Below are 23,717 nucleotides of genomic sequence, written 5' to 3'. Positions count from 1 at the left end.
CAAAAAACAAATTAATGAGTACACAAGTATTCTATTTCGTAGCCACATTAAGTATCCTCTTTTCGCTGTTGGTGATTTTTGCAAAAAATCCAATCCACAGTGTGTTGTACTTAATCTTAACCTTTTTCACATTTACGGTGCATTATGTACTGTTGAATGCTCAATTCCTGGCGGTTGTAAACTTCATTGTTTACATGGGGGCCATCATGGTATTATTCCTCTTCGTACTGATGTTGCTCAACCTGAATAAGGAAACAGAGCCATCAAAATCGCCGCTAATTAAAATTGTTGGTGTAATTGCTGGCTGTTGCTTAATTGTAACCTTAATTGGTTCGTTAAAAGCAGCAAGTATAAGCAGCCCGTTAATTTTAAAAAATCCGGGATTAGGTTTGGTAGAAAACTTAGGTAAAGAGCTTTTCGGACCATTCTTGTTACCGTTTGAATTATCATCTCTGTTACTGTTGGCAGCAATGGTTGGAGCCGTTTTATTATCTAAAAGAGATGAGGTAGAAGCATAATGGAAAATTTAACTACACAAATGGCAGGCGTTCCGCTAAATCACTACATCTATTTAAGTGCAATTATTTTCACTATTGGTGTAATTGGCGTGTTAACCCGCAGAAATGCAATCGTAATTTTCATGTCAGTAGAGTTGATGTTAAATGCAGTTAACCTGCTTTTAACCGCTTTCTCGGTGCACAGCAATGATCCTTCCGGACAGGTTTTCGTATTCTTTATTATGGCTTTGGCCGCTGCAGAAGTTGCAGTAGGTTTGGCCATCATCGTAATGGTGTACAGAAATACGAAATCGATAGATATTAATGTTTTAAATCGCCTTAAGTGGTAAATATATAATAAGAATGACAATAGAACAATTGATTTGGTTGGTTCCGTTACTTCCTTTTTTAGGTTTTGTAATTAACGGACTAGGCAGAAAATCTTTATCTAAAGGACTTGTTGGGATCATCGGAAGCGGCGTAATTTTAGCTTCTTTTATCATCAGCGTAGTTATTTTCTTTAGTTTACAAGGCGATACCCAAAAATCTCACGAAGTATTTTTATTCGACTGGATTAGCGCTGGCGCATTACACATTCCTTTATCATTTTTGGTCGATCCGTTAAGCTCGATCATGCTTTTGATTATCACTGGAATTGGTTTCTTAATCCACTTATATTCTACCAGCTACATGCACGATGACGAAGGATTCGGTAAATTTTTCAGTTACCTTAACCTGTTTGTATTCTTCATGCTATTATTGGTATTGGGTTCTAACTATATCGTGATGTTTATCGGTTGGGAAGGTGTTGGTTTATGCTCGTACCTGCTAATCGGTTTCTGGTATACCAACAGTGCTTATGCATCAGCAGCCAAAAAGGCTTTCGTAATGAACCGTATTGGTGATTTAGGCTTTTTGCTAGGTGTATTCCTAATATTCAATTTCTTCGGAAGTGTTGAATTCTCTAAAATTTTCCCTCAGGCAGCTAATATGTTACCTGGCAACAACATTTTGGTTTTAATTACCATTTTATTGTTTATAGGTGCCTGCGGTAAATCGGCGCAATTGCCATTGTTTACCTGGTTACCAGATGCGATGGCCGGACCAACTCCAGTTTCGGCCCTAATCCACGCAGCAACGATGGTAACGGCAGGTATTTACATGATTGCCCGTTCGAGCGTATTGTTTGATCTGGCTCCGCTAACCCAGCACATCATTGCAATTGTTGGTGCTGCAACCGCTTTAGTCGCTGCAATTATTGCCTTAACACAAACTGATATTAAAAAGGTATTGGCATATTCAACCGTATCTCAGTTGGGCTATATGTTTTTAGGTTTGGGCGTTGGTGCTTACACCGGGTCGTTCTTTCACGTATTAACCCATGCATTCTTCAAAGCTTTATTGTTCTTGGGCGCTGGTTCGGTTATCCATGCGATGCACCACGAGCAAGATATGCGCCACATGGGTGGATTAAGAGGTAAGCTGAAAACTACTTTTGCCACCATGATGATCGGTACCATTGCTATTGCAGGTTTACCGCCATTCTCTGGTTTCTTCTCAAAAGACGAAATTTTAGCCCATGCATTTCAAGCCAGTCCTATACTTTGGGGAATTGGCGTATTAACGGCATTCTTAACCGCATTTTATATGTTCAGGATGATGTTTCTTACTTTCTCTGGAAAGTACCGCGGAACACATCACGCTGAAAGCCATATTCATGAGTCGCCAGCTGCAATGACATTGCCTTTAATCATTTTAGCTATACTTGCTGCAATTGGTGGAGCAATCAACTGGCCACACATTTTTGGCGGTAACGAATGGTTGGCACACTGGTTAACAGGGGCAGGTGTTGCCCAGCACGAATTGGATTTAAGTCATTCTACCGAGCTCGCTTTAATGGGTACTTCGGTTGCAGCAGCAGTTATTGCTTTATTGTATGCTTATACTAAATATGTAAAAGGTGCGCATGTTCCGGTTGCTGATGAGGCACCGCGTTCAGCATTGGCCAAATTATCATACAACAAATTTTATTTAGATGAGATTTACGATTTCATCATTACAAAACCTTTAGATGTCCTTTCGAAATTCTTTTACAGGATTATCGATAACAAGTTTATTGATGGGATTGTAAACGGATTGGGATGGAGTACAAATGAAGCCAGTAAAGGCCTTCGCTTGTTGCAGAGCGGAAACGTTGGTTTCTACCTGTTTATGATGGTATTCGGTATCATCGCGTTATTGATCTATACATTTAGTTACATATTATAAAAAGGGTTCAAAAATAAATAATGGAACAACTTTTACTACTTATATTTCTTCCGCTTGCGGGTGCTATTATTACAGCATTTGCAGGTAAGTCGGCTAAAATAGTTTCGACCGTATTTTCGGTGGTTTCTTTAGGGCTGACTTTGTTTATCGCCTGTAACTTCATTCCGAATGCAAGTACACAGTTTGAAGCAAATTTACCCTGGATTGCTGATCTGGGCATTAATTTCCACGCAGGTATTGATGGTATTAGCATGTTGGTGGTATTACTTACCAACTTATTAATCCCGATTATCATCCTGTCGAGCTATAAACACGACTACAAAAATCCAGCTGCTTTTTACGCGTTGATTTTATTTATGCAAACCGGCTTGTTATTGGTGTTTACAGCATTAGATGCTTTCCTTTTCTATATTGGCTGGGAAGCCGCACTAATTCCGATTTATTTTATTTGCGCATTCTGGGGTGGAAAAGACCGTATTCGCATTAACATGAAGTTTTTTGTGTATACCATTGCGGGTTCGTTATTTATGCTAATGGGTATTATTTACCTGTACTTACAAAATCCGGTACATAACTTTGATATCCAGGCTTTTTATGCTTTAAATTTAGATTCAGCACAGCAAGGATGGATTTTCTGGGCTTTCTTTATTGCTTTTGCGATTAAGATGCCAATTTTTCCTTTCCATACCTGGCAGCCAGATACCTATACCGCGGCACCTACCCAAGGTACCATGCTATTATCGGGTATTATGTTAAAAATGGGTATTTATGGTGTAATCAGATGGCTATTGCCAATAGTACCTGCAGGTGTTCATGATTGGTCTTGTTTGGCTATCGGCCTATCTATTATCGGTATCGTTTATGCTTCTTTAATTGCCTTTACACAAAAAGACGCCAAACGTTTAGTAGCTTATTCATCAATTGCTCACGTAGGTTTAATTTCGGCGGGTATTTTTGCACTAAACCAGCAAGGTATGCAAGGTGCAATGGTTCAGATGTTGAGTCACGGTATTAACGTGGTTGGTTTATTCTTTGTTTTGGATATTATTTTCTCTCGTGTAAAAACCCTTAAAATTGAAGAATTAGGAGGAATTGCAAAAGTAGCACCACAATTAGCTGTCAAGTTTTTAATCATCGTTTTAGGAACAGTAGCTTTGCCAGGAACGAACGGCTTTATTGGTGAATTTTTATTGTTGATAGGCGTTTATAATTACGGTATTTGGGCAGCTGCTATTGCAGGCTTAACCATCATTTTCGGTGCTGTATACATGTTGCGTATGTATCAGAATGTAATGCTGGGTAAAACCAATGAATTAACGGTTACTTTCCGCGATATCGAAGGATCGGAGAAATTTGTCCTTTATTTGATCTGTGCTTTAATTATCGTTTTGGGTGTTTATCCAAAACCATTATTGCACTTAACAGAGGCATCTGTACAACATTTATTAGAACAGGTAAATCAAAAATTAACATCAGTAAAATAAGCAATGAATATTATAATAACCATTAGTATAACAGCTTTTATTGTACTTTACGCAGGTTTGTTTAAAGCAAATAAAGCATTATTGCCGCTTACCGTTGTTGGCTTACTTACGGCCTTAGGCTTTACTTTTTGCGCCTGGGGTGGCAATGCTGTTCAATTCGGAATGATGCAGACTGATAATTTCGCCCTTGCATTTTCTGGCGTTTGTATAGTAGGTACACTTTTGATTTTCTTATTAACCCAAAACTATTTTCACTCCAAAAGCGATAACGTTGCCGAATACTATACCCTAATCCTTTTCGCCCTTGCGGGGATGATTATGATGGTGTCGTATAAAAATATGGCGATGCTTTTTGTTGGTCTGGAAATCATGTCGGTAAGTTTATATATCCTTGCTGGTATCCGTAAAACAGATTTTGCTTCAAACGAAGCTTCGTTAAAGTATTTCTTAATGGGGGCTTTTTCAACAGGCTTCCTATTGTTCGGTATTACTTTAATTTATGGAGCAACCGGTTCTTTCGATTTAGATAAAATTCAGGCTTACCTGGTAAATAACAGTGCTGCAGTTTCACCAATCTTTTATCCCGGTGTAATCCTGATGATGATTGGTTTGTGTTTTAAAATCGGTGCAGCGCCTTTCCACTTCTGGACTCCGGATGTTTACGAAGGTGCACCATCTTTAATTACCACCTTTATGAGTACGGTAGTTAAAACTGCTGGTTTTGCTGCATTCTTACGTTTGTTCGCAGGTGCTTTGGCTCCATTACACGAGTTTTGGGTTATGCCATTAATCGTTATCGTTTGCCTTACTTTGTTTATTGGTAACGTAACGGCCTTGTTCCAAAAGAACTTTAAGCGTATGCTGGCTTATTCAAGTATCTCACACGCCGGCTATTTGTTGTTTTCGCTTGTTGTATTGACTAAAAACTCAGGCAACAATGTTTTAGTATACGCTGCTGCCTATACTTTTGCATCGATTATCGCCTTTGCTGTATTAATTCTGGTAAAACAGAAAACGGGTAGCGACAGCTTCGAAAGTTTTAACGGTTTAGGAAAGAAAAATCCTTTAGTGGCTTTATGTTTAACCGTTGCGATGTTATCATTAGCAGGTATTCCGTTAACAGCTGGTTTCATCGGTAAATACCTGATGTTCCTGAATGTAATGACCGAATATAAAACCTTATTGGTAGCCTTTGCAATTTTAAACGCATTGGTTGGTTTCTATTACTATTTCAGGGTTATTGTAGCCATGTGGTTTAAAGATGGCGCAGATACAACGCTTACAACTCCGGTACAATACAAAGTGGTACTATTGGTTTCAGTAGTAATTACGCTTGTTTTAGGTATCTGTCCAGCAATAATTTTAAACCTGATATAGGTATGCTGTTGTTTAATAATTATTTGTAGTTTTACGAATAATTGAATATGCACGATTTTTGGAATAACCTGCATCAGCTAATTGATCCCGAGAAATTATTGAGGGAGGGCGGTTTCTATCTTGTTGTATTCGTAATCTATGCAGAAACCGGCCTGTTCTTTGGGTTCTTTCTCCCAGGCGATTATTTACTGTTCTTGGCTGGCATGTTTGTTGCTACCGGTAAACTGGATGTAAATATTGCTGTGCTTTTAGCCGGTTTATGTGTTGCGGCAATTTCAGGTAATTTTACAGGTTATTGGTTCGGGCGTAAAACCGGTCCGGTATTGTACACCAGAAAAGATAGCTTCTTTTTTAAGAAACGTTATTTAAAAGCAGCAGAAGACTATTACCACAAACAGGGCGCGTTTGCACTAATTATGGGTAGGTTTGTTCCGATTGTAAGAACTTTTGCACCTATTTTTGCGGGAGTTGTAAAGCTCGATTTTAAAAAATTTGCACTTTATAATGTAGTTGGTGGAACACTTTGGATCTGTTCTCTAACTTTATTGGGCTATTTTTTAGGTCGCCGCTTCGAAAAAGAAATAAACGATTATTTATTATATATTATTATTGGCTTTATCCTTATAACAACTATACCATTATTAATTACCTTTGTAAAAAGTAAAGTAGTGAAAGGTCCTGAAGAGGATAAAACAGATTTAAATTAGAAATGGTAAAAGACGATCATCACGCGTGGCATAGCGTATCTCCTGGAAACAATGTTCCAGAAATTGTAAACGCAATTATTGAAATTCCAAAAGGTTCAAAAGCAAAATACGAAATAGATAAAGAATCAGGTCTGATTAAATTGGATAGGGTTCTTTTTTCATCAGTTATGTATCCGGCTAACTATGGCTTTATTCCGCAAACTTATTGCGATGATAAAGATCCTTTAGATATTCTGGTTCTTTGTTCAGTTGATGTTTATCCAATGACATTAATTGAAGCTAAAGTAGTAGGTGTTATGCACATGGTTGATAACGGTGAGCAGGACGATAAAATTATTGCTGTTGCAGCACACGACATGTCAGTAAACTACATCAACGATTTAGACCAGTTACCTCCACACCAAATGAAAGAAATTGTTCGCTTCTTTCAGGATTATAAAGCATTAGAAGATAAAAATGTAACCATCGAGCATTTATTAGGTGTTCGTTATGCACATAAAGTAATTAAAGAAAGCATAGAACTTTATAACACAACATTTAGAGAATTAGCTTAATGGATTTACCCACGGTCTGTTTGTTTTTAAATTCAGCGTTAAGTACAATACTGCCAACCCCAAATGTAGTTCTTGTAGCCTTACAGGAGCCCGATACCGGATCAGTTGGCTGGCGTTTGTTTTTTGCCTTGTTTTTGGTGCTTTTAAATGGATTTTTTGTGGCAGCAGAATTTGCCATTGTAAAAGTCCGGGCATCACAAATAGAAATTAAAGCCAAATCAGGCAGTCGTGTAGGTAAAATGGCTAAAGGCATTATCCATAACCTGGATGGTTATTTGGCCGCCACACAGCTAGGTATAACGCTTGCATCACTAGGCTTAGGTTGGGTTGGTGAAGGCGTTATGCATACTATCTTTAAAAATCTTTTCGATAGTTTAGAATGGGGGCTTAGCGATGCTTCCATCCATACTGCCTCAACAATTGTGGCTTTTTCGTTAATTACGATCATGCACATTGTTTTTGGTGAGCTTGCGCCAAAATCGTTTGCTATCCAAAGACCTGTAGCTACAACATTATTTGTTTCGCTGCCATTGCAGTTGTTTTATGTTGTATTTAAGCCTTTTATCTGGACTTTAAACAGCTTAGCCGCCGTTATTCTAAAACCATTTGGTATTGATACCTCTGGTGGGCACGAATCGCTGCACAGTACTGAAGAACTTCAATATTTACTCGATCAGGGTAAAGAAAGTGGTGCCCTTGATAACAATGAGCACGAACTAATAAAAAATGTATTCGATTTTAACGAGCGTGTTGTAAAAAACATCATGGTGCCCCGAACTAAAATTTCGGGTATAGAACTTACTTCAGATAAAGAAGAAGTAATTGACACGATTATCAAAGAAGGCTATTCGCGTTTACCGGTTTACGATGATATCATGGATAAAATCGTTGGTATTATCCACGCAAAAGATATTTTGCCCTTGGTAGCAGCTGGTAACCAGCACTGGACTTTAAACGACATTATCAGAAAACCATATTTTGTAACAGAGACCAAAAAAATTAACGACCTGATGAGCGAGCTGCAAAGCAACCGCATTCAGATTGCCATTGTTTTGGATGAGTTTGGCGGAACTGCAGGTATGGTAACCCTAGAAGATATTGTAGAAGAACTGGTTGGTGAAATCCAGGATGAATACGACGAAGAAAAACCATTGGTAGAAAAAGTATCAGACAATGAGTTTATTGTTAATGCATCTGCAACCGTTTACGATGTAAATGAGCATTTACCTCACGATCTGCCTGAAGATGAAGATTTTGATACGATAGGTGGCTTGGTTTCGCACATTTTTGAGCGTATTCCGGAGGTTGGTGAGAGCAACGAATCTTATGGTTATTTGTTTACAATCCTCAAAAAAACAGAACAGAATATCGAAACCATTAAGTTAGAACTGGTTATTAATAAGGCAGATATGGTTGATAATCATTAATTTCAGCCATGCATATTTTTTATACGCCAGATATAACCCAAAATACCTACACCCTTAACGAAGAAGAAAGCAAACATTGTGTTAGGGTACTTCGCTTAACTGTTGGTGCTATTGTTAATCTGGTAGATGGTAAAGGTGGTTTTTATACTGCCGAAATTACTTCCGATAATCCTAAAAAAGTTTCGTTATCCATACTAAAAGTAGAAACGGAATATCATAAACGGAACCATTACCTACATATTGCCGTAGCACCTACCAAGAATATCGATCGCATAGAGTGGTTTTTGGAGAAAGCTACCGAATTAGGTATTGATGAAATTACCCCACTTATTACCGATCGCTCTGAGCGTAGGGTAGTAAAAGAAGATCGCTTGAATAAAGTAATCACCTCTGCGGTAAAACAATCTATAAAGGCATACCACCCCAAACTGAACGATGCCATTTCGTTCGATACTTTTTTGAAACAACCTTTTGAAGGTGAAAAACTAATGGCACATTGTATTGATGAAGGAGAGAAACTGTATATTTCACAGCTTGTTGCACCACATCAAAAATATCTGATCCTGATCGGTCCCGAAGGAGATTTCACACCTGAAGAAGTGAATTTAGCTTTGAACAAAGGCTTTAAAGCATTAACTTTAGGTGATAACAGGTTGCGCACCGAAACTGCTGCGCTGGCTGTTTGTTTTGAAATCAATTACCTTAACCGATAACCAATTTGAAGTTTTCAGTTTTTAATTTTCAGTTTCCGAAGTGGCGAACAGTAGCTTTTGCTGGTGCGCTTTTAGCTTTCTGCTTTAGTCTTTCCGCTTTTATTCCACCAACTTACCGCATGGCTAAGCTGAAATATAACGGGGGTGGCGATTGGTATGCAGACCGCACCGCACTTCCAAACCTGATTGCTTTTTGCAACACCAACCTTAAAACTAATTTTTACACCGAAGAAAGCATTGTCGAAGTTGGATCGAAGGAACTGTTTAATTATCCCTTTGTTTATATGACAGGGCATGGCAATGTGGTTTTTAGCGATCAGGACGTTAAAAATTTGCGACAGTATCTTATTGGTGGTGGCTTCCTGCATATCGATGATAACTACGGCCTGGATAAGTTTATCAGGCCCCAAATGAAAAAGGTATTTCCGGAATTGAGTTTTGTAGAATTGCCTGCCAGCCACGCTATTTACAATCAGAAATTTAAATTTCCGGGTGGTTTGCCCAAAATACACGAGCATGATAATAAACGCCCGCAGGGATTTGCACTGATATATAAAGGTAGAGTAGTATGTTATTATACCTACGAATGCGATTTAGGCAACGGCTGGGAGGATTTTGGTACTTACCCTGAGGATACGCAGGAAACCCGCACTAAAGCGCTTAAAATGGGTGCAAATCTGATTCAATATGCTTTAACCCAATAAACATGTATAAAGTAAAAGTCAACGATCAGTTTTTATTTGAGATAGAAAATAGGGATTCGGCATTTTTAGTAAATGGTGATCCTGTTCAATTTGATTTAAGCGAAGTAAACGGCTCCCGTGCACATGTTTTATATCAGCATAAATCTTTCCGTACAGAAATTGTTGAGGTAAATAAGGCGGGTAAAACTTGTACTATTAAAGTGAATGGAAATACTTATCAAATTAGTATAGAAGATCAGTTTGATGAACTGCTGAAGCAACTGGGACTCGATAACCTGGCGGCAAATAAAGTATCAGAAATTAAAGCGCCTATGCCAGGTTTGGTGTTAAAGGTTTTGGTAGCAGAAAACACCGAAGTTAAAAAAGGCGATAACCTGCTCATTTTAGAAGCAATGAAAATGGAGAACATCCTGAAGTCTTCTACCGATGGTACCGTTAAAAAGGTTATGGTAGTGCAGGGCGATAAAGTAGAAAAGAACCAGGTGTTGGTTCAGTTTAAATAAGTCTTGCTGGCGTATCACGGCATTTCGAGCGGCCTTTAGGGCCCCACACTTAAAAAAGAGATGCTGAAATAAATTCAGCATGATGTGTACTGATTGATAACATATTAAAGATAAGCGTATATAAATATCTTGACGCATAAAAAAGTCCCGGCTGTTTAAAACCGGGACTTTTCTTTTTTATTTACCTCTGCTTACCCTGTAAGGTTTTTGCGGAGGGTTTTTAAAACTTCTTTTTCCTGCAGTGCTAATTTCTGGTGCACCTAGCATAGTCATGGCACAACGGAAACCAACTTCTGCTGATGATTCATCCTGCTGCATGAAACGACGTGTTGCCGGGTTTAACCAGTAAGCCATATCATTCCAGGAACCACCTTTATATACTCTCGATTTATCGTTAACCAAGGTTACACCTTCATCATTTAACAAGGTATTCTGTCTGTCGCGATAACCTCTTTGGTCGGCCTGGTAGCTTGTAGAAGCTGTGGCTCCCTGAGGATCTGTTGATTTCGAAATAGAATCGGCACGTTTAGTTTGTGCTTGTTTCTCTGCCCAGGTTTGTTTGCGGCCTGAGTAAGCATTTTCCTTAATTGGATTGCCATACTTATCAAGCGCAATTTTACCGTTTTGAGCATCTTCTAATTTTTTATTGGTGAAATAGTTACCACGGTAAGGGTTAAATGCATCAGCATCGGTAAATGTACCTGTTCTGTATACGTCGTTTACCCATTCGTTCACGTTTCCAGCCATGTTATATAAACCAAAATCGTTTGGTGTATATTGAATAACCGGAACAGTTAAATCACCCTTATCATTCAATGAACCGCCCACACCCATATAATCGCCGGGTGCTCTTTTAAAGTTGGCCTGAATCATACCTCTGGTTTTCTTTTTAGCCGAACTTACGCCCAGACCATTCCATGGGTAGATTTTGTTTTGGTTAATGTTTTCGTATTCAGTATTGCCAATTAAACCTAAAGCGGCATATTCCCACTCTGCTTCTGTTGGTAAGCGGTAAGGTTGCATAATAACACCATCCTCCAAAGTTGCATTTCTTCTCGGCTGACTGTTTCTACCACCACCAGTAGCTGCTGTTGAAGCACCCGCTGTAGTAGTTGCCGAACCAGACCTTGTGTTATAATCAATCGGCGCATTTTTACCTTTATCATCGTACTGGCCATTTAAATAAGCATCAGTATTAAATGGTTTGTTAGGTCTTTGGGTTGCGGCTGCAGTTGCATTATTGTTTCTGCCCGAGTTTCCGCCAGCTAAAGTTTTGTAATCTGTTAAGATTCCTTTTTCACGCAAGATAAATTCGTTGGCTCTCGAAGTTCTCCATTCGCAATAACGCGAAGCCTGCTCCCATGATACACCTACAACAGGATAATCGCGGTAGGCCGGGTGTCTTAAATAGTTATCTACATAAGGTTCGTTGTAAGATAACGCACGACGCCAAACCAAAGTGTCTGGAAGTTCGTTGTAATAAAACTCACGATCTTCAGGATAATTGTATCTGATCCAGTGTAAATATTCTAACCAATCGGTGTTCGAAACTTCGGTTTCATCCATGTAAAAAGAAGGAACGGTAACCTGTCTTTTGTAATTGTAGATATTCGGTTCAACACCAGCCACCTCAATGGCACTACCACCAACTACCAAAACACCACCCTCAATCGGGATTAAACCAGGGCCTGGTGCACGCTTATATTGCGTAGCTACAGCAAAAGCACCAGATTGGTTCTTCTTACTTTTCCTATCTGCATAAGGAATGCCTGTTTTACTAGAACTGTTCCCGCCTTTAGAGCTACAGCTCGAAAGCAGGGCGGCTAATGATAAACAAGTAAAAGAATATAGTATTAGTTTTTTCATATAATGCAACGGGATATAGCCTAATGGCCTTTCAACCGATAAAATTAAACAATTTTAAATGAATATATAAATAATGTGACAATAAAATATCTAATATATTTTTAAGCCATAACGTATTATTTTTAGGCGTATTGTGTCTGTTTACTTTTTCAGTGAAATTTTAGCTAAATAATTAGAAATAAGTGAGATAATTTTGGAGTTTCTTAATTACACCGCTGATTTTTTTATTAAACAGCTACCAAGCAAGCATATGGGATTTGGTGGGTTTGTATAGGTTACGATATGAAATAGCAAAGTGATGCAATCCTTAATCCCATTCAATAAAGCTTAATATCAATTAAACACAGTTGGTCGAAAATTTTGTTCGCTAAATAAAAAACTATGGAAAATTAAGTTTATAATTGAATAAGATAATATAGCTAAATTGCTGTTAATTTAATGTTTAGGTTAAATGCAGTCACAGCGATATGTAAAAATCGTAGGTTTAATTAGTAAATAATGATAGAATTCGTAATTTGGTGAAATATAATTTTTGGTTTTACGTTACATGATATATTCTCTAGTATTTGCTAAATACCAAAATCTAAAATTACGGACCTTCAAAGGATGAATTTCAAGTATATCAGTAAGCTTGCTTTTTCTGCACTCTCTATGGCATTGCTGTTTGGTAAAACAAATGCTCAGGTAACCATAGGAAATACACAGACAAATGGAAGCGAGTCGAACAATATTGTAACAGCAGTTCCGTTCCTGCTTATTACGCCCGACGCCCGTGCCGGTGCAATGGGTGATGCAGGTGTAGCTGTAGCCGGCGATGTAAATTCGGCCAGTATTAATGCGTCGAAACTGGCATTTTTGGATAAACCTTATGGCTTTTCTGTTTCTTATAGCCCCTGGTTAAAAAGCCTGGTGCCCGATATTAACCTGGCTTACTTAAGTGGGTTTTATAAATTAGACGATCGCAATACCATTGGCGCTTCGTTAAGGTATTTCTCTTTAGGCTCTATTCAGCTTACCGATATTAACCAACAGGATTTGGGAATTTCGAATCCTAACGAGTTGGCTTTTGATGTTTCCTTTGCCCGTAGCTTTGGCGAAGAATTTTCGTTGGGAACTTCTGTAAGGTACATTTACTCTAACCTGGCTTCTGGTCAGTTTTCGTCATCGGGGCAGGTACATAGTGGAAATGCCCTCGCAGTTGATGTTTCAGGATTGTATAAAACCAATACCTCAATGTTTGGTAAACAGGCTATCCTTTCGGCTGGAGCCAACATTTCTAATATTGGTACAAAAATGAGTTATTCAGACGGCGGCCAGAATTTTTTCCTGCCTACTAATTTTAAATTGGGCGGCGCTTCAACCATTATTGTCGACGATTTTAGTACCATTACCCTCGCACTCGATTTTAATAAGTTATTGGTACCTACACAACCGATATACGATTCGAACAACAATATTGTAAGTGGTAAAGATCCAAACCGCTCGGTACCAGCAGGTATTTTTGGTTCCTTTAGTGATGCACCAGGCGGATTCAGCGAGGAGCTTAAAGAGGTTGGCATTTCAACCGGACTGGAATATTGGTATAACCAACAATTTGCGGTAAGGGCAGGATACAATTATCAGAGTCCTATGAAAGGCGATAGCCGCTATTTTACACTCGGTCTTGGCCTTAAATACAATGTTTTTAATATCGATTTTTCTTATTTATTGGCCAATGCGCAAACTAGTCCGCTGGCTAATACCTTACGTTTTGGTCTTTTGTTTAACTTTGGCGATAAGAAACTGGTAAAAAAGTAAAACTTTAAACCATTTCCATTGCAGTTAAACAATTAACCCAAATTTCAAATGAAAATTAGAGTAGGCTTCGGATTTGATGTTCACCAGTTAAAAGATCAGCACCCCTTTGTAGTAGGGGGTGTAACATTAGATCATCATAAAGGTGCTTTTGGTCACTCCGATGCAGATGTGTTGCTACATGCCATTTGCGATGCGCTTTTAGGTGCGGCCAACCTTCGCGATATTGGTTTCCACTTTAAAAATACAGATGAACGATGGAGAGGAATCAGCAGTTTAATCCTTTTGAAGGAAACAGTTAGGTTACTAAGTGAAAAGGGTTGGCAGGTAGGCAATATTGATGCGATGCTTTGTTTAGAAGCGCCGAAAATCAATCCACATATTCCGGCCATGCAACAACACATTGCTGATGCGATAGGTATTTCTACCGAAGATATTTCTATTAAAGCTACTACCAACGAGCAAATGGGCTTTGTTGGCAGGGAAGAAGGCGTAGTAGCTTATGCTGTTTGCCTCATAGAAAAAAACTAGATATCCAAAGAAGTCAAGTTTTACAGCACACTGGTTATTAAACTTGACTTCTTTTTTTGCTGTCTATGATTGAAATCTTAAACTACGCGCAGTTAGGTAAGAAATTGGTAAGCCAATACAAAATATCAGTATTATAGTATTGATAATTGCCTTTTCTAAATGAATCGGTGACTCGGGTATTTGAGTTAATGGCACAATTAATAAATTCATTACTGCCCAAACAAAAATGCCATAAATTATGCCCGAAAGAAGAATATTCTTGCTTAAGGCCGATATTTTGTTCGATACCAGTACAAAGAAGACAGTAAAGCTGAAAGTAATGAAATAGTGAAGTACTAAACCAATCAGCACTGTTTTAATGCCACCGGCGTAAGCTGCTTTGCCCATTATTGCACTGGAAATATATTGAAATACCCCGCTGAAATTCATTTTCGCCAGGAATATTACTGCAGCCAATCCATCTAAAGTGCCTGCAATTAATGCTGTAGAAAGTAAGTTGCCGAAAGAAATTACATTTTGGTTAGCTTTTTTCATGCATTAATCTTTTATATAGGCCGGAGTATAAATTTAACGGTTCTAATGCACAATCAGTGATTAAAACCGTTAAATAATACTTTCAATTCTTTACAAAGCCACCTGCTCCTTTACATTACCTGTTCTTTTTAGGGTACCCCATGTTTCCAACTCGCCTTTTATGGCTTTTCTAACCGAGCGGAACAAAACAATATACATTAACTGTCGCCAGAAAAAACGTTGTGGGAAAAGATAAAGCAGGTTTTTATATTTTTCTTTTTCCATTCTGAAGGCGATGGCAGCAAAAAACATATCCACTACAATAAAGATAATGTAATAGAACAGTACCTGGCCAAAACCATTGTGTAAACTCAAAATACCTGAAAAACCTGTTAGCGTAAGATTATTAATGGCGCTTAGAGAAAACAAGCCGCTAATTAATGAGATGAGCATAAACAAATCTGCCAAGGGAGAAAACAAAGGCAAAATAATCTGATAAATCAGGATATTGGGCATGCCAACCATACCAAAGTATCCGTATTTTTTATTGAGTAATGTTTTTCTATTTTTCCAGAAACTTTGCATTACCCCAAAACTCCAGCGGAAACGCTGTTTTAGCAGCATATTTACAGTTTCTGGTGCTTCGGTATACGCAATTGCAGTTGAGCAGTTTTTTACTGTATAGCCGGCTTTTAAAATGCGCATGGTTAAATCGCAGTCTTCGGCAAGGGTATCGATGGTGAAACCGCCCACCTCTAAGATTACATTTTTTCTAAAAGCACCAATTGCCCCGGGTACAACGGTAATGGTGTTCAACAAATCGAAAGCACGTCTATCCATATTTTGGGCCGTAATGTACTCTATTGATTGCCACTTGGTGATGATGTTATGGGCATTGCCCACTTTAACGGTGCCAGCCACTGCAGCTATTTTATCACTATAAAAGTGGCGCATTAATTCGGTTACCGCATCATTTTTAAGCTGGGTGTCGGCATCAATGCAGACTACAAAATCGGCATTGGCTTTCGATATGCCATAGTTTAAGGCTGAAGCCTTGCCTCCATTGGCTTTGCGGTAAACTTTTACCTGCGGGTGGTTTCCAAACTGTTCGTTAATAATTTCGAAGGTTTTATCTTTCGAACCATCATCGACAAAAATCAGCTCAAAATCTGGATAGGTAGTTTTTAAAAGGCTGTTGATGGTTTGTACAGCTGTAACTTCTTCATTATATGCGGGAATAATAATACTCACCTTTTCGGTCGGATTTTGCACCAGCTTACCGGCATTTTGTTTAGTTTTTTTCTGCTGCCTGATGGCCAGGTAAGCAATAAACAGAGTTCTTAATATAGCCAGTACAATCGCTACCGAAAAGATGATATTCAAGGTCATGTTTCCGTAGTAAAAGAAATTGATGAAAAAATAATCACCAGATCCTGAAAAACCGCTATTGGCTGTTGATTTAACAGCAGGCATTAGTTCTGAACGTTTTTTGCCCATTAAATCGCCAACAGTTGTAAAAGTATAGCCTTTTGCTTTAAAGAATTTGATGATCCTTGGTAATGCTGCTACAGTGGCCTCGCGGTTACCACCAGCATCATGTAGCAGAAGAATATTGCCATTATCTTGCTGTTTTACCACCTCATTAAAAATCTGATCAGCAGTTTTTCCGGGTTCCCAATCTTCAGGGTCGATAAATTCGCCAATATTGATATAATTTTCTTTACGGCTTTGCGCAACCGGTAATATCTCAGAGATGTTCTGTGGTTCGGCATCGGCATTAAATGGTGCACGAAACAAAATGGTACTGTGACCAGTAACCGCCTCAATGAGCCTGCGGGTAGCATTCAGTTCAAATTTTACACGTCGGGGTCCAATGGCCGACATATCTGGGTGGAAAAAGGTATGATTCCCAATTTCGTAACCATCGTTATATTCCTGCCTCAACAACTCCATGTTCTGCTCGGCCATAATGCCAACCACAAAAAAACAACCCGGAACTTTTTCTTTTTTAAGGATATTGAGTACCTGCGGCGTGTAAACCGGATCGGGTCCATCATCAAATGTCAGTGCAATTTTCTTATCAGCCTCACCAAATCTTTTAATTACATACTGTTCGGGTAAACGGGTATATTGCTGATTGGCAATAGAAAAATTAGCTGGGTTGAGCGTAAATTTAACCATACCCGGTTGAGGTGTCGAAATCAGATCAAGAATCTCTCCATTGCCGATGTAAGAAATTCCACCCATGTTTAGCGAAGCTATTTTACGTAGGTCGAAAGGTTTTTTCTTTAATGTGTCCAAACTCAAATCGTTCGAAATAAAGCTCCATAAGCGTTTATCTTCCGAGCCTAAGCGCCAAAGCGCAATGCCGGCAATATCCCAATCATCAGCTTTACGGATTAAATTAAAGTAGGTGGCCGCATCAGTAAAATACACGTTGTGTTTTATCCCGCTACCATCACTATAGCTGTAGTTTAAGTTGGCCGATTCCGGATCGAAATTGATTTTGCTTTTGTAGTTTACAGCATTGATCATGGCCTCTTCGTAAGTTACTGACTTGCCTACACTATTTTGCGGCCAATCATAACCATAACAGGCGAGGGCCAGAATCACTTTATTGGCATCAACTTTACTGCAAATATTATCCAGTTTTTCTTCTACCCATTCCTGATGTGAAATGTCGCCGGCATTACTTTGCTCGGTATGCTGATCGTAAGCCATTAACACAATGTAGTCGTTGTATTTTTGAAGAATTTCTGGTTTATAATCATCATTTTCTGGTGAAATATCCTGCGAAACAATCAACTTTTGAGCATGAAACTCGGTGTAAAGATTTTTCATGAAAGCATTAAAGCTATCGCTGTTTTCGAGGTTAAGCTCTTCGAAATCGATGTTAATACCTTTATAGCCATACTTTTTAGTAATGGTGATTAAATCGCTAATTAATTTTTGCTGCGCCGGCTGGTTATTTAACAGGCGTTTTACCGCTGCTCCATCCCAATGGTCTTTATTATAGTTTGAAACTACGGCAATGGCCGATTTTTTAGCAGCATGGATTACTTTTAATGCCGCAGTATCGGCTTTATCAACAATCGAATCGCCATTTAAAAAGAACGATTCTGTAGCCACCATGTCTAAATGACTGATGTTTCTTTTTAAATCTGATATCGATGTTTCTTTAATTCCTGCCCAGCTTACATAAAAGGCCATGTTAATACGTTTGCTGTTACCGCGGTGGGTTAAAATCCGGCGTTCACGGTCTCTTTTAATTTTCTCGAGTTGCGACTTTTCTATCGAAAAAGCTTTGTATTGTTGCGATTTCTTTAGCTTATCTAACTGCTTTTGCGTTAAAGGCGTGTTGGTGTTAATAAAAGGTAAATTCGGTGCCTGTACCGAAGATAGGGTGTACACTACGCAGATAATTGCGATGATGAAGACTAAAAAGAAAGTGCGGCTTACCCATGTAAAAGTGTTCCAGCGGGTTTTAGTCTCAGTTTGAAATATTTGTTTTCCGGACATTTTTTCTGTTCTGATTTATAGTCAAATGTCATTAACGAATATGAAGATTATGTGAAAATAATTCGGGATGATGCCTGCGATCGTTAATTTATTCTAATTTACTCTTTTTAAGGATAATGCAGAAAGTTTGAGGTGAAATTTAAGGCATAAAAAAACCGGCACATTTTACAAAATGCCGGCTTATTATAGAAATGCTGATTAAGTTCAGCAAGACGGATTATTTTATTCTTCTAAATACCCAAACCTGCCCTGGTTATAATCTTCAATGGCTTGCTGTATTTCGGCTTCTGTATTCATCAGAAACGGGCCATATTGAACAATGGATTCATTTATAGGCTCACCACTTAATATCAAAATTACACTGTTTTCTAAAGCTTCGATTTCAATTTCAGTTCCATCATTTTTAAAATGAACGAAGCTATCTACAGGGGCATTTTCACTGCCATTTACTTTTATGCCACCTTCAATTATCACAAAGCCAGTATTAAAATTAGCAGGGAAATTAAAAATCGCCTTAGCTCCTTTATTTAAACGGGCATTGTACACTTCAATGGGGGTAAACGTATGGGCACTTCCTTTTATACCTTTGTAATTACCTGCTATGATTTCGATTTTACCTCCGTTTCCAGGTAAATCGAAATGGGCCATAGCGGCTTGTTTTATCGCCTGATAGCCGGGTTTCCCCATTTTATGTTTTGCAGGCAAATTTACCCAAAGCTGAACCATCTGGAACGGACCTCCGGTTAAGCTGTATTGTTCTTCGTGATATTCTTTATGTAATACGCCGCCTGCAGCTGTCATCCATTGTACATCACCGGGATAGATTACGCCGCTATTGCCTGAGCTATCGTGATGCGCAACTGCACCGTGATACGCAATGGTTACTGTTTCAAAACCCCTGTGCGGATGTACGCCTACACCCCGAGGTTCTTTTCGGGCCGAAAATTCGATTTTTGAACCGTAATCCATTAAAAAAAATGGGCTCATATCGATCTCGTATCCGCTTGGGAAAAAATTGTGCACCCTAAAACCATCACCCACCATGTGTGGAGCAGGTGCTTTAAGTATGTTTTTTATTTGTTTTGTGTCCATTACCTTCTAATTTTTAATAAGGCATGGCGCATAGCGCAGGGAGCGCTTTAAAAAGCTCCATGCACTTTGCTCTATGCTAAATTATGCTTGTTTCACGAATTGCAATTCACCTAAAATGCGCACTTCTTCACTTACCATTACACCTCCGGTTTCTAAAGCTGCATTCCAGGTTAAGCCAAATTCGCTACGGTTAATTTTTCCGCTTAAAGTAAAACCTGCTTTTGTATTTCCCCATGGATCAGTAGCAATGCCACCAAACTCTGCAGTTAGTTTTACAGATTTAGTTTCACCTTTAATGGTTAAGTCGCCATTAACGATGTAATCGTTGCCATCTTTTTTTACTGAGTTAGATTTAAATTCGATGTGTGCAAATTGTTCTGCGTCGAAAAAATCTCCGCTTTTTAAATGATTATCACGGTCTGTATTCCCGGTATCGATTGAACTGATATCGCCTTTGAAAGAAATTTCTGCATTTTCAAACTCATCACCTTCTGATGATAATTCTGCTGAGAAAGATTTTAAACTGCCGGTTACAGTAGTAATCATTAAGTGCTTTACTTTAAATTGTAATTCGCTGTGGGTTGGATCTAAAGTCCATTTTGTAGTTGCCATATTTTTGTTTTTTGAGATGTTTAATATTTACAACACAAAAGTACAGCCTAGGCTTTACCTGCAAATTGATGTATGATAAGTAATTAGGGGGGAGGGAATGATTGAATGAGAGCAGGATTGAATTAGAGAGGGGTTGAATGATTTAAAGCTGGAATGTTAGCTTGGCTAAATCATTCATCATTCAAAATTCAGTCATTTGTTTATTTGTTGGTGGGTCGAAAAGTTGGAATGTTGAAAGGTTAGTTTATCGAATCATTCAATAACTCCTTCATTCAAAATTTCTCAGGGTTTAAAATGTTTATTGGCCAGTTCTTTTCTCACGCGACTTAACGATTCAGGTGTAATACCAAGATAAGAGGCAATCATCCACTGTGGTACGCGCAAAGTAAGATTGGGGTAAAGCTTAATGAAATCGAGGTACCTTTCTTCTGCGGTAGCGCTTAATAACATGTTAATTCTTTTCTGCATAAAGCGGATCGAATTATTGAGCAACCTGATTTGCATGGGTTGTAGGCACGGCACTTTATTGGCCGCCTGTTCCATAAAATCGTTAGGCATCAATACGGCCTCTGTTGCCTCAATGGCATCAATAAAAAATATCGATGGCTCATTATTCATGTTATTCCGGTCTGAGATGAGCCAGTTTTCGGGGGCAAACTGTAAAATATGTTCTTTGCCTTTTATATCGATAGAGTAGGCCCTTAATAAACCTTTACCCACAAAGAAACCATGTTTGAGGTTATCGCCAGTATATTGAAGGATTTCGTTTTTTTCGAATTTCTTTACTTTTAACCCAGCTGAAATACTTTCAAACTGCTCATCAGTAATTTCTATTTTTTCTTGCAGGTACTTCTGGAACTGAAGGATCATAAAAAGAGGATGCTACTTTTTTACAGGTTTAATATCCGAAAAATCTACACCACATTTGCAATTACCACCGCAGCCATCCTTTTTTACCTGCACCGATTTAAAAACCAAACGGCCAACATATACCAATGCTACCGCAAAAAGTAAAAAGACTAAAATCGTTTGAACATCCATAATACAAATATAAGGGCTTTTGGGGTTTGGGTGTTCAATTGAATGTAAATTAATAGTTTTTTACCACAAAGTACACAGCATTTTACACCGAGTGCATGGAGCAATTTTACTGGCCATTAACCACTAATCTTTTTGACCACTATAGATCATTAGCCACAGATTCATGGAAAACACGGAGAGATTTATATCCGATGCTTTTTAAGTACTACTTATATTCATGTTGACACGAACCCCGGCTTTAGCTCTGTGTTACCTCTGTGCTTTTGCTTTGTGGGCTCTGTGGTTAAATTGCGGCTAATGCTATACCTCCATAAATCCAATTGTACCACCAACCCAATCAAAATCGGCATTGTAGCGTACGCCAATCATTTTTCCTCTACTTAAACGCGCCAGGTTTATACATAATTGTGGTTCGCCTCCATCCGGCCACAAGTACATCATCCTGATTTCAGCTTTTACACCTCCATCAGGTGCCTGCACCGCAGGCTCATAGTTTACTTTTCTCTGTAAAATCCAGTTTTCGGGGTCTTTAATGCTTGTAATGTCCGTAGCACTCACATCAATGATTACACCCATCCCCGCAAAAGAGAATAAAGGTTTAAGCACGTAGTTTTCTAAATCGGCTGGAATGGTTTCTACTTCGTTTAAAAAGCGGGTTTCGGGTACAAATTCGCTCTTTAAAAAAGGCATGGTGTATTTACTAATGCGGTAAAACCAGTTTGGATGTGTTACCCATTCAATATCCAGTTCTTCGCGTGGATCGAAACTGTTTTTGAAAATTTCGGTATCGTTAGCCACTTCATCAAATATAAGCCGGTTATAAATCCTTTTAAGCTGGACCTGTTTGCCGTTTTCTTCATAAAATAATTGCTTGCCAACTTTTTTAATGTCTTCCAAAGCCAAAATTTTAATGCCCAGCATCTTTTGTGTAACGAAAAAATCGATAGCTGTTTTTTGGTTTGGTGCATCAACATCCATCAGTGTTACTTCATCAGGCTGATGTTTGCCTATAATTACTTCCTTCAGCAAAGCAATATACTTTTCTTCGTTAAAACCGTTTAAGAAATGATTTACGGTATCGTTTATCTCAAAACTGCTTTTAAAAGTTTTAGCCAGATGGTGCTGAAAGCCATATAAAGATGGAAAGCCCTGCATTTCGATTAGCATAGGCGTAAGTGCCCCGGCCTCGTTTTTACAGATGCCGAAATCGAAAGTTAAGAAGTGAGGCTGTTCATTTTCATTGGGCACCTTCCAGTCTGCCGGAATTGCTTTTTGGGTTAGTGCTTTAAAGTTGGGCTGCTTAATGAGCTTAATGATTTCTTCTCCAGCAGCAATCAATTTTTCCTTTAATGCCTGTGGAACAAAAATTGGGGTTTCTGCAACGCGGAAAGGAATTTCGGGGTAACCTTCACCAAGCTGGGTTAAAAATGCCTGATACTTTTCTGTCGTAAATTGTTGATTGTACTTTTGGCGTTGTGCAGGTATCATAGGTTTTATTTGATTTTTGTTGTCTAAAACGTGATTTCGATCCGATAGCTACCGGATGAAGCATCGCGGAACAGAGAAATCTCTCTGTTTTTGCTAAAAGATTTCTCCACTACGGTCGAAATGACGATAACTGTAAAAAAGATTGCTTTATTCCAAATCTCTGCCCAGCGCTTCAGTTCGCAATGACGTAACTACAAGACTACACCTCCTGCAAATTCCCGATAGCTTTATGCAGAAAATTAGGCAAAATAACCCTTTGGGTTAATACTATCCTTGCCGGATCGTCTAAACTATTTAGCATATCCAGGTATTTTTGTTCGCCATGCATATCTACAATGGCTTTTTTTCTTTCATCCTGAAGCAGGTACATTTTCATGCCTACCGGATCGGCCTCCGGATGAAACTGCGTACCAATAATTTCATCAGAAAACCGGATTGACATCATGCAGCGTTCCAAATCGACATGTTTACGCTCCTTTTCGATGGCCAAAAGTTTAGCGCCCTTCTTTTCAAAAGTATCAAAATCAGGTTCGATAACCTGCCAGTCCCTGCTATCTACAGAATAGAATGGATTGGTGATGCCTTCAAAAATTTCGTCTCTTTCTCCTTCATCGGTTAGCGTAATCGGGAAAATGCCAAATGCGTTAGAGCGTCTTTCGGTAACATTGCCCAACTCGTATTTGCGGCAGGCCAGCTGAAAGGAGTGGCAGATTAAGAAAGCATATTTCTTTTTTTCTTCATTATTTTGGTTAAATGCCTCAATCTGATCGAGCAGGGTAAAGAAATCATTTTCCCATTTTTCTCCTTTGCTCTCAACCGGGCTTCCCGGGCCGCCACTCGAAATATAGGCATCGTAACCAATGCCAGGTATTTCGCCTTTTTGCCTTAAATCAAAAATATCAAAGGTTAAATCGATATTGTTTTCATTTCTAAAACGGGATAAAATTTCCTGAATTCCCCGCATACCCTGATTAGGTGCGCCGTTATTCATATCAATAACAGCCACCTTTAAGCCTCTTTTATCCAT

22 protein-coding genes are annotated in these 23,717 nt (G+C 38.7%); 13 read left to right on the top strand and 9 right to left on the bottom strand.

What is annotated here, in order from left to right; genetic code table 11:
* Positions 1-14 precede the first annotated feature (14 nt).
* The 11 genes from DBR40_RS01390 (at position 15) to DBR40_RS01340 (ending at position 10,234) form a co-directional block, all read left to right on the top strand.
* Entirely contained in the window at positions 15-518 is a 504-nt protein-coding gene (locus DBR40_RS01390; protein ID WP_124558023.1) for an NADH-quinone oxidoreductase subunit J, read from the top strand.
* Entirely contained in the window at positions 518-847 is a 330-nt protein-coding gene (gene nuoK / locus DBR40_RS01385) for an NADH-quinone oxidoreductase subunit NuoK (protein ID WP_039472993.1), read from the top strand. Before DBR40_RS01390 ends, nuoK begins: the two co-directional genes overlap by 1 nt.
* A 13-nt stretch (positions 848-860) precedes the next feature.
* Positions 861-2,765 carry an NADH-quinone oxidoreductase subunit L gene (gene nuoL, locus DBR40_RS01380; protein WP_370526629.1) on the top strand — a complete coding sequence of 635 codons (1,905 nt, stop codon included), beginning with the start codon at positions 861-863 and terminating at the stop codon, positions 2,763-2,765.
* Between the two features lie 20 nt (positions 2,766-2,785).
* Entirely contained in the window at positions 2,786-4,249 is a 1,464-nt protein-coding gene (locus tag DBR40_RS01375; RefSeq protein ID WP_124558022.1) for a NuoM family protein, read from the top strand.
* A 3-nt stretch (positions 4,250-4,252) separates the two neighbouring features.
* A complete protein-coding gene (locus DBR40_RS01370; RefSeq protein ID WP_124558021.1) occupies positions 4,253-5,626 on the top strand; it encodes an NADH-quinone oxidoreductase subunit N in 1,374 nt (457 codons plus the stop codon).
* A 47-nt stretch (positions 5,627-5,673) separates the two neighbouring features.
* The gene (locus tag DBR40_RS01365; RefSeq protein WP_124558020.1) at positions 5,674-6,333 is read left to right on the top strand and encodes a DedA family protein; all 660 of its coding nucleotides are present in this window, start codon (positions 5,674-5,676) and stop codon (positions 6,331-6,333) included.
* Positions 6,334-6,335: 2 nt separating this feature from the next.
* Positions 6,336-6,887 carry an inorganic diphosphatase gene (locus tag DBR40_RS01360; RefSeq protein ID WP_124558019.1) on the top strand — a complete coding sequence of 184 codons (552 nt, stop codon included), beginning with the start codon at positions 6,336-6,338 and terminating at the stop codon, positions 6,885-6,887.
* Positions 6,887-8,314 (top strand): hemolysin family protein, encoded by a 1,428-nt coding sequence (locus tag DBR40_RS01355; protein WP_124558018.1) that lies wholly within the window; start codon positions 6,887-6,889, stop codon positions 8,312-8,314. Before DBR40_RS01360 ends, DBR40_RS01355 begins: the two co-directional genes overlap by 1 nt.
* 8 nt (positions 8,315-8,322) lie before the next feature.
* Entirely contained in the window at positions 8,323-9,027 is a 705-nt protein-coding gene (locus DBR40_RS01350; protein ID WP_124558017.1) for a 16S rRNA (uracil(1498)-N(3))-methyltransferase, read from the top strand.
* A gap of 119 nt (positions 9,028-9,146) precedes the next feature.
* Positions 9,147-9,731: a DUF4159 domain-containing protein gene (locus DBR40_RS01345; protein WP_233603771.1), complete on the top strand. Its 585-nt coding sequence runs from the start codon at positions 9,147-9,149 to the stop codon at positions 9,729-9,731.
* Between the two features lie 2 nt (positions 9,732-9,733).
* Complete coding sequence (locus tag DBR40_RS01340) at positions 9,734-10,234, top strand: acetyl-CoA carboxylase biotin carboxyl carrier protein subunit (RefSeq protein ID WP_124558016.1); 501 nt, start codon at positions 9,734-9,736, stop codon at positions 10,232-10,234.
* 177 nt (positions 10,235-10,411) lie between these two features.
* Here the strand turns inward: DBR40_RS01340 and DBR40_RS01335 are convergent, their stop codons facing one another.
* Positions 10,412-12,100 carry an SUMF1/EgtB/PvdO family nonheme iron enzyme gene (locus DBR40_RS01335; RefSeq protein WP_124558015.1) on the bottom strand — a complete coding sequence of 563 codons (1,689 nt, stop codon included), beginning with the start codon at positions 12,098-12,100 and terminating at the stop codon, positions 10,412-10,414.
* Positions 12,101-12,706: 606 nt separating this feature from the next.
* Between DBR40_RS01335 and porV the strand changes: the two genes are divergently transcribed.
* Complete coding sequence (gene porV / locus DBR40_RS01330) at positions 12,707-13,897, top strand: type IX secretion system outer membrane channel protein PorV (protein WP_124558014.1); 1,191 nt, start codon at positions 12,707-12,709, stop codon at positions 13,895-13,897.
* A 48-nt stretch (positions 13,898-13,945) separates the two neighbouring features.
* A complete protein-coding gene (ispF, locus tag DBR40_RS01325) occupies positions 13,946-14,425 on the top strand; it encodes a 2-C-methyl-D-erythritol 2,4-cyclodiphosphate synthase (protein WP_124558013.1) in 480 nt (159 codons plus the stop codon).
* Between the two features lie 63 nt (positions 14,426-14,488).
* On the opposite strand, the gene DBR40_RS01320 is transcribed toward ispF, so the two are convergent.
* From DBR40_RS01320 to DBR40_RS01285, 8 genes are all read right to left on the bottom strand, one after another.
* On the bottom strand, positions 14,489-14,959 hold the full coding sequence (locus tag DBR40_RS01320; protein ID WP_124558012.1) for a DUF1440 domain-containing protein: 471 nt from the start codon (positions 14,957-14,959) through the stop codon (positions 14,489-14,491).
* A 90-nt stretch (positions 14,960-15,049) separates the two neighbouring features.
* Entirely contained in the window at positions 15,050-18,457 is a 3,408-nt protein-coding gene (locus DBR40_RS01315) for a glycosyltransferase (protein WP_124558011.1), read from the bottom strand.
* A gap of 222 nt (positions 18,458-18,679) precedes the next feature.
* Positions 18,680-19,549, bottom strand: coding sequence for a pirin family protein (locus DBR40_RS01310; protein ID WP_124558010.1), 870 nt, complete (start codon positions 19,547-19,549; stop codon positions 18,680-18,682).
* Positions 19,550-19,630: 81 nt separating this feature from the next.
* Positions 19,631-20,161: a YceI family protein gene (locus DBR40_RS01305; protein WP_124558009.1), complete on the bottom strand. Its 531-nt coding sequence runs from the start codon at positions 20,159-20,161 to the stop codon at positions 19,631-19,633.
* Between the two features lie 282 nt (positions 20,162-20,443).
* A complete protein-coding gene (locus DBR40_RS01300; protein WP_124558008.1) occupies positions 20,444-21,031 on the bottom strand; it encodes a Crp/Fnr family transcriptional regulator in 588 nt (195 codons plus the stop codon).
* A gap of 12 nt (positions 21,032-21,043) precedes the next feature.
* Positions 21,044-21,202, bottom strand: coding sequence for a FeoB-associated Cys-rich membrane protein (locus DBR40_RS01295; protein WP_124558007.1), 159 nt, complete (start codon positions 21,200-21,202; stop codon positions 21,044-21,046).
* Between the two features lie 300 nt (positions 21,203-21,502).
* Positions 21,503-22,690, bottom strand: coding sequence for a hypothetical protein (locus DBR40_RS01290; protein WP_124558006.1), 1,188 nt, complete (start codon positions 22,688-22,690; stop codon positions 21,503-21,505).
* A 199-nt stretch (positions 22,691-22,889) separates the two neighbouring features.
* Complete coding sequence (locus tag DBR40_RS01285; protein WP_124558005.1) at positions 22,890-23,717, bottom strand: type 1 glutamine amidotransferase; 828 nt, start codon at positions 23,715-23,717, stop codon at positions 22,890-22,892.

The sequence above is a fragment of the Pedobacter sp. KBW01 genome (assembly GCF_003852395.1).
In the GTDB taxonomy this organism is placed as follows: domain Bacteria; phylum Bacteroidota; class Bacteroidia; order Sphingobacteriales; family Sphingobacteriaceae; genus Pedobacter.
The sequence above is the reverse complement of the archived record's forward strand: the minus strand, read 5'-3'. Positions and strand labels throughout refer to the sequence as shown.

Bases quoted from the DNA above. Each gene is read 5' to 3' on its own strand.
- DBR40_RS01370 (WP_124558021.1), top strand. From the start codon at position 4,253: ATGAATATTATAATAACCATTAGTATAACAGCTTTTATTGTACTTTAC.
- DBR40_RS01320 (WP_124558012.1), bottom strand. From the start codon at position 14,959: ATGAAAAAAGCTAACCAAAATGTAATTTCTTTCGGCAACTTACTTTCT.
- DBR40_RS01345 (WP_233603771.1), top strand. From the start codon at position 9,147: ATGGCTAAGCTGAAATATAACGGGGGTGGCGATTGGTATGCAGACCGC.
- DBR40_RS01360 (WP_124558019.1), top strand. From the start codon at position 6,336: ATGGTAAAAGACGATCATCACGCGTGGCATAGCGTATCTCCTGGAAAC.
- DBR40_RS01350 (WP_124558017.1), top strand. From the start codon at position 8,323: ATGCATATTTTTTATACGCCAGATATAACCCAAAATACCTACACCCTT.
- DBR40_RS01300 (WP_124558008.1), bottom strand. From the start codon at position 21,031: ATGATCCTTCAGTTCCAGAAGTACCTGCAAGAAAAAATAGAAATTACT.
- DBR40_RS01310 (WP_124558010.1), bottom strand. From the start codon at position 19,549: ATGGACACAAAACAAATAAAAAACATACTTAAAGCACCTGCTCCACAC.
- DBR40_RS01315 (WP_124558011.1), bottom strand. From the start codon at position 18,457: ATGTCCGGAAAACAAATATTTCAAACTGAGACTAAAACCCGCTGGAAC.
- DBR40_RS01375 (WP_124558022.1), top strand. From the start codon at position 2,786: ATGGAACAACTTTTACTACTTATATTTCTTCCGCTTGCGGGTGCTATT.
- DBR40_RS01390 (WP_124558023.1), top strand. From the start codon at position 15: ATGAGTACACAAGTATTCTATTTCGTAGCCACATTAAGTATCCTCTTT.
- porV (WP_124558014.1), top strand. From the start codon at position 12,707: ATGAATTTCAAGTATATCAGTAAGCTTGCTTTTTCTGCACTCTCTATG.
- DBR40_RS01335 (WP_124558015.1), bottom strand. From the start codon at position 12,100: ATGAAAAAACTAATACTATATTCTTTTACTTGTTTATCATTAGCCGCC.
- nuoL (WP_370526629.1), top strand. From the start codon at position 861: ATGACAATAGAACAATTGATTTGGTTGGTTCCGTTACTTCCTTTTTTA.
- DBR40_RS01295 (WP_124558007.1), bottom strand. From the start codon at position 21,202: ATGGATGTTCAAACGATTTTAGTCTTTTTACTTTTTGCGGTAGCATTG.
- DBR40_RS01305 (WP_124558009.1), bottom strand. From the start codon at position 20,161: ATGGCAACTACAAAATGGACTTTAGATCCAACCCACAGCGAATTACAA.
- DBR40_RS01285 (WP_124558005.1), bottom strand. From the start codon at position 23,717: ATGGATAAAAGAGGCTTAAAGGTGGCTGTTATTGATATGAATAACGGC.
- ispF (WP_124558013.1), top strand. From the start codon at position 13,946: ATGAAAATTAGAGTAGGCTTCGGATTTGATGTTCACCAGTTAAAAGAT.
- DBR40_RS01355 (WP_124558018.1), top strand. From the start codon at position 6,887: ATGGATTTACCCACGGTCTGTTTGTTTTTAAATTCAGCGTTAAGTACA.
- DBR40_RS01340 (WP_124558016.1), top strand. From the start codon at position 9,734: ATGTATAAAGTAAAAGTCAACGATCAGTTTTTATTTGAGATAGAAAAT.
- nuoK (WP_039472993.1), top strand. From the start codon at position 518: ATGGAAAATTTAACTACACAAATGGCAGGCGTTCCGCTAAATCACTAC.
- DBR40_RS01290 (WP_124558006.1), bottom strand. From the start codon at position 22,690: ATGATACCTGCACAACGCCAAAAGTACAATCAACAATTTACGACAGAA.
- DBR40_RS01365 (WP_124558020.1), top strand. From the start codon at position 5,674: ATGCACGATTTTTGGAATAACCTGCATCAGCTAATTGATCCCGAGAAA.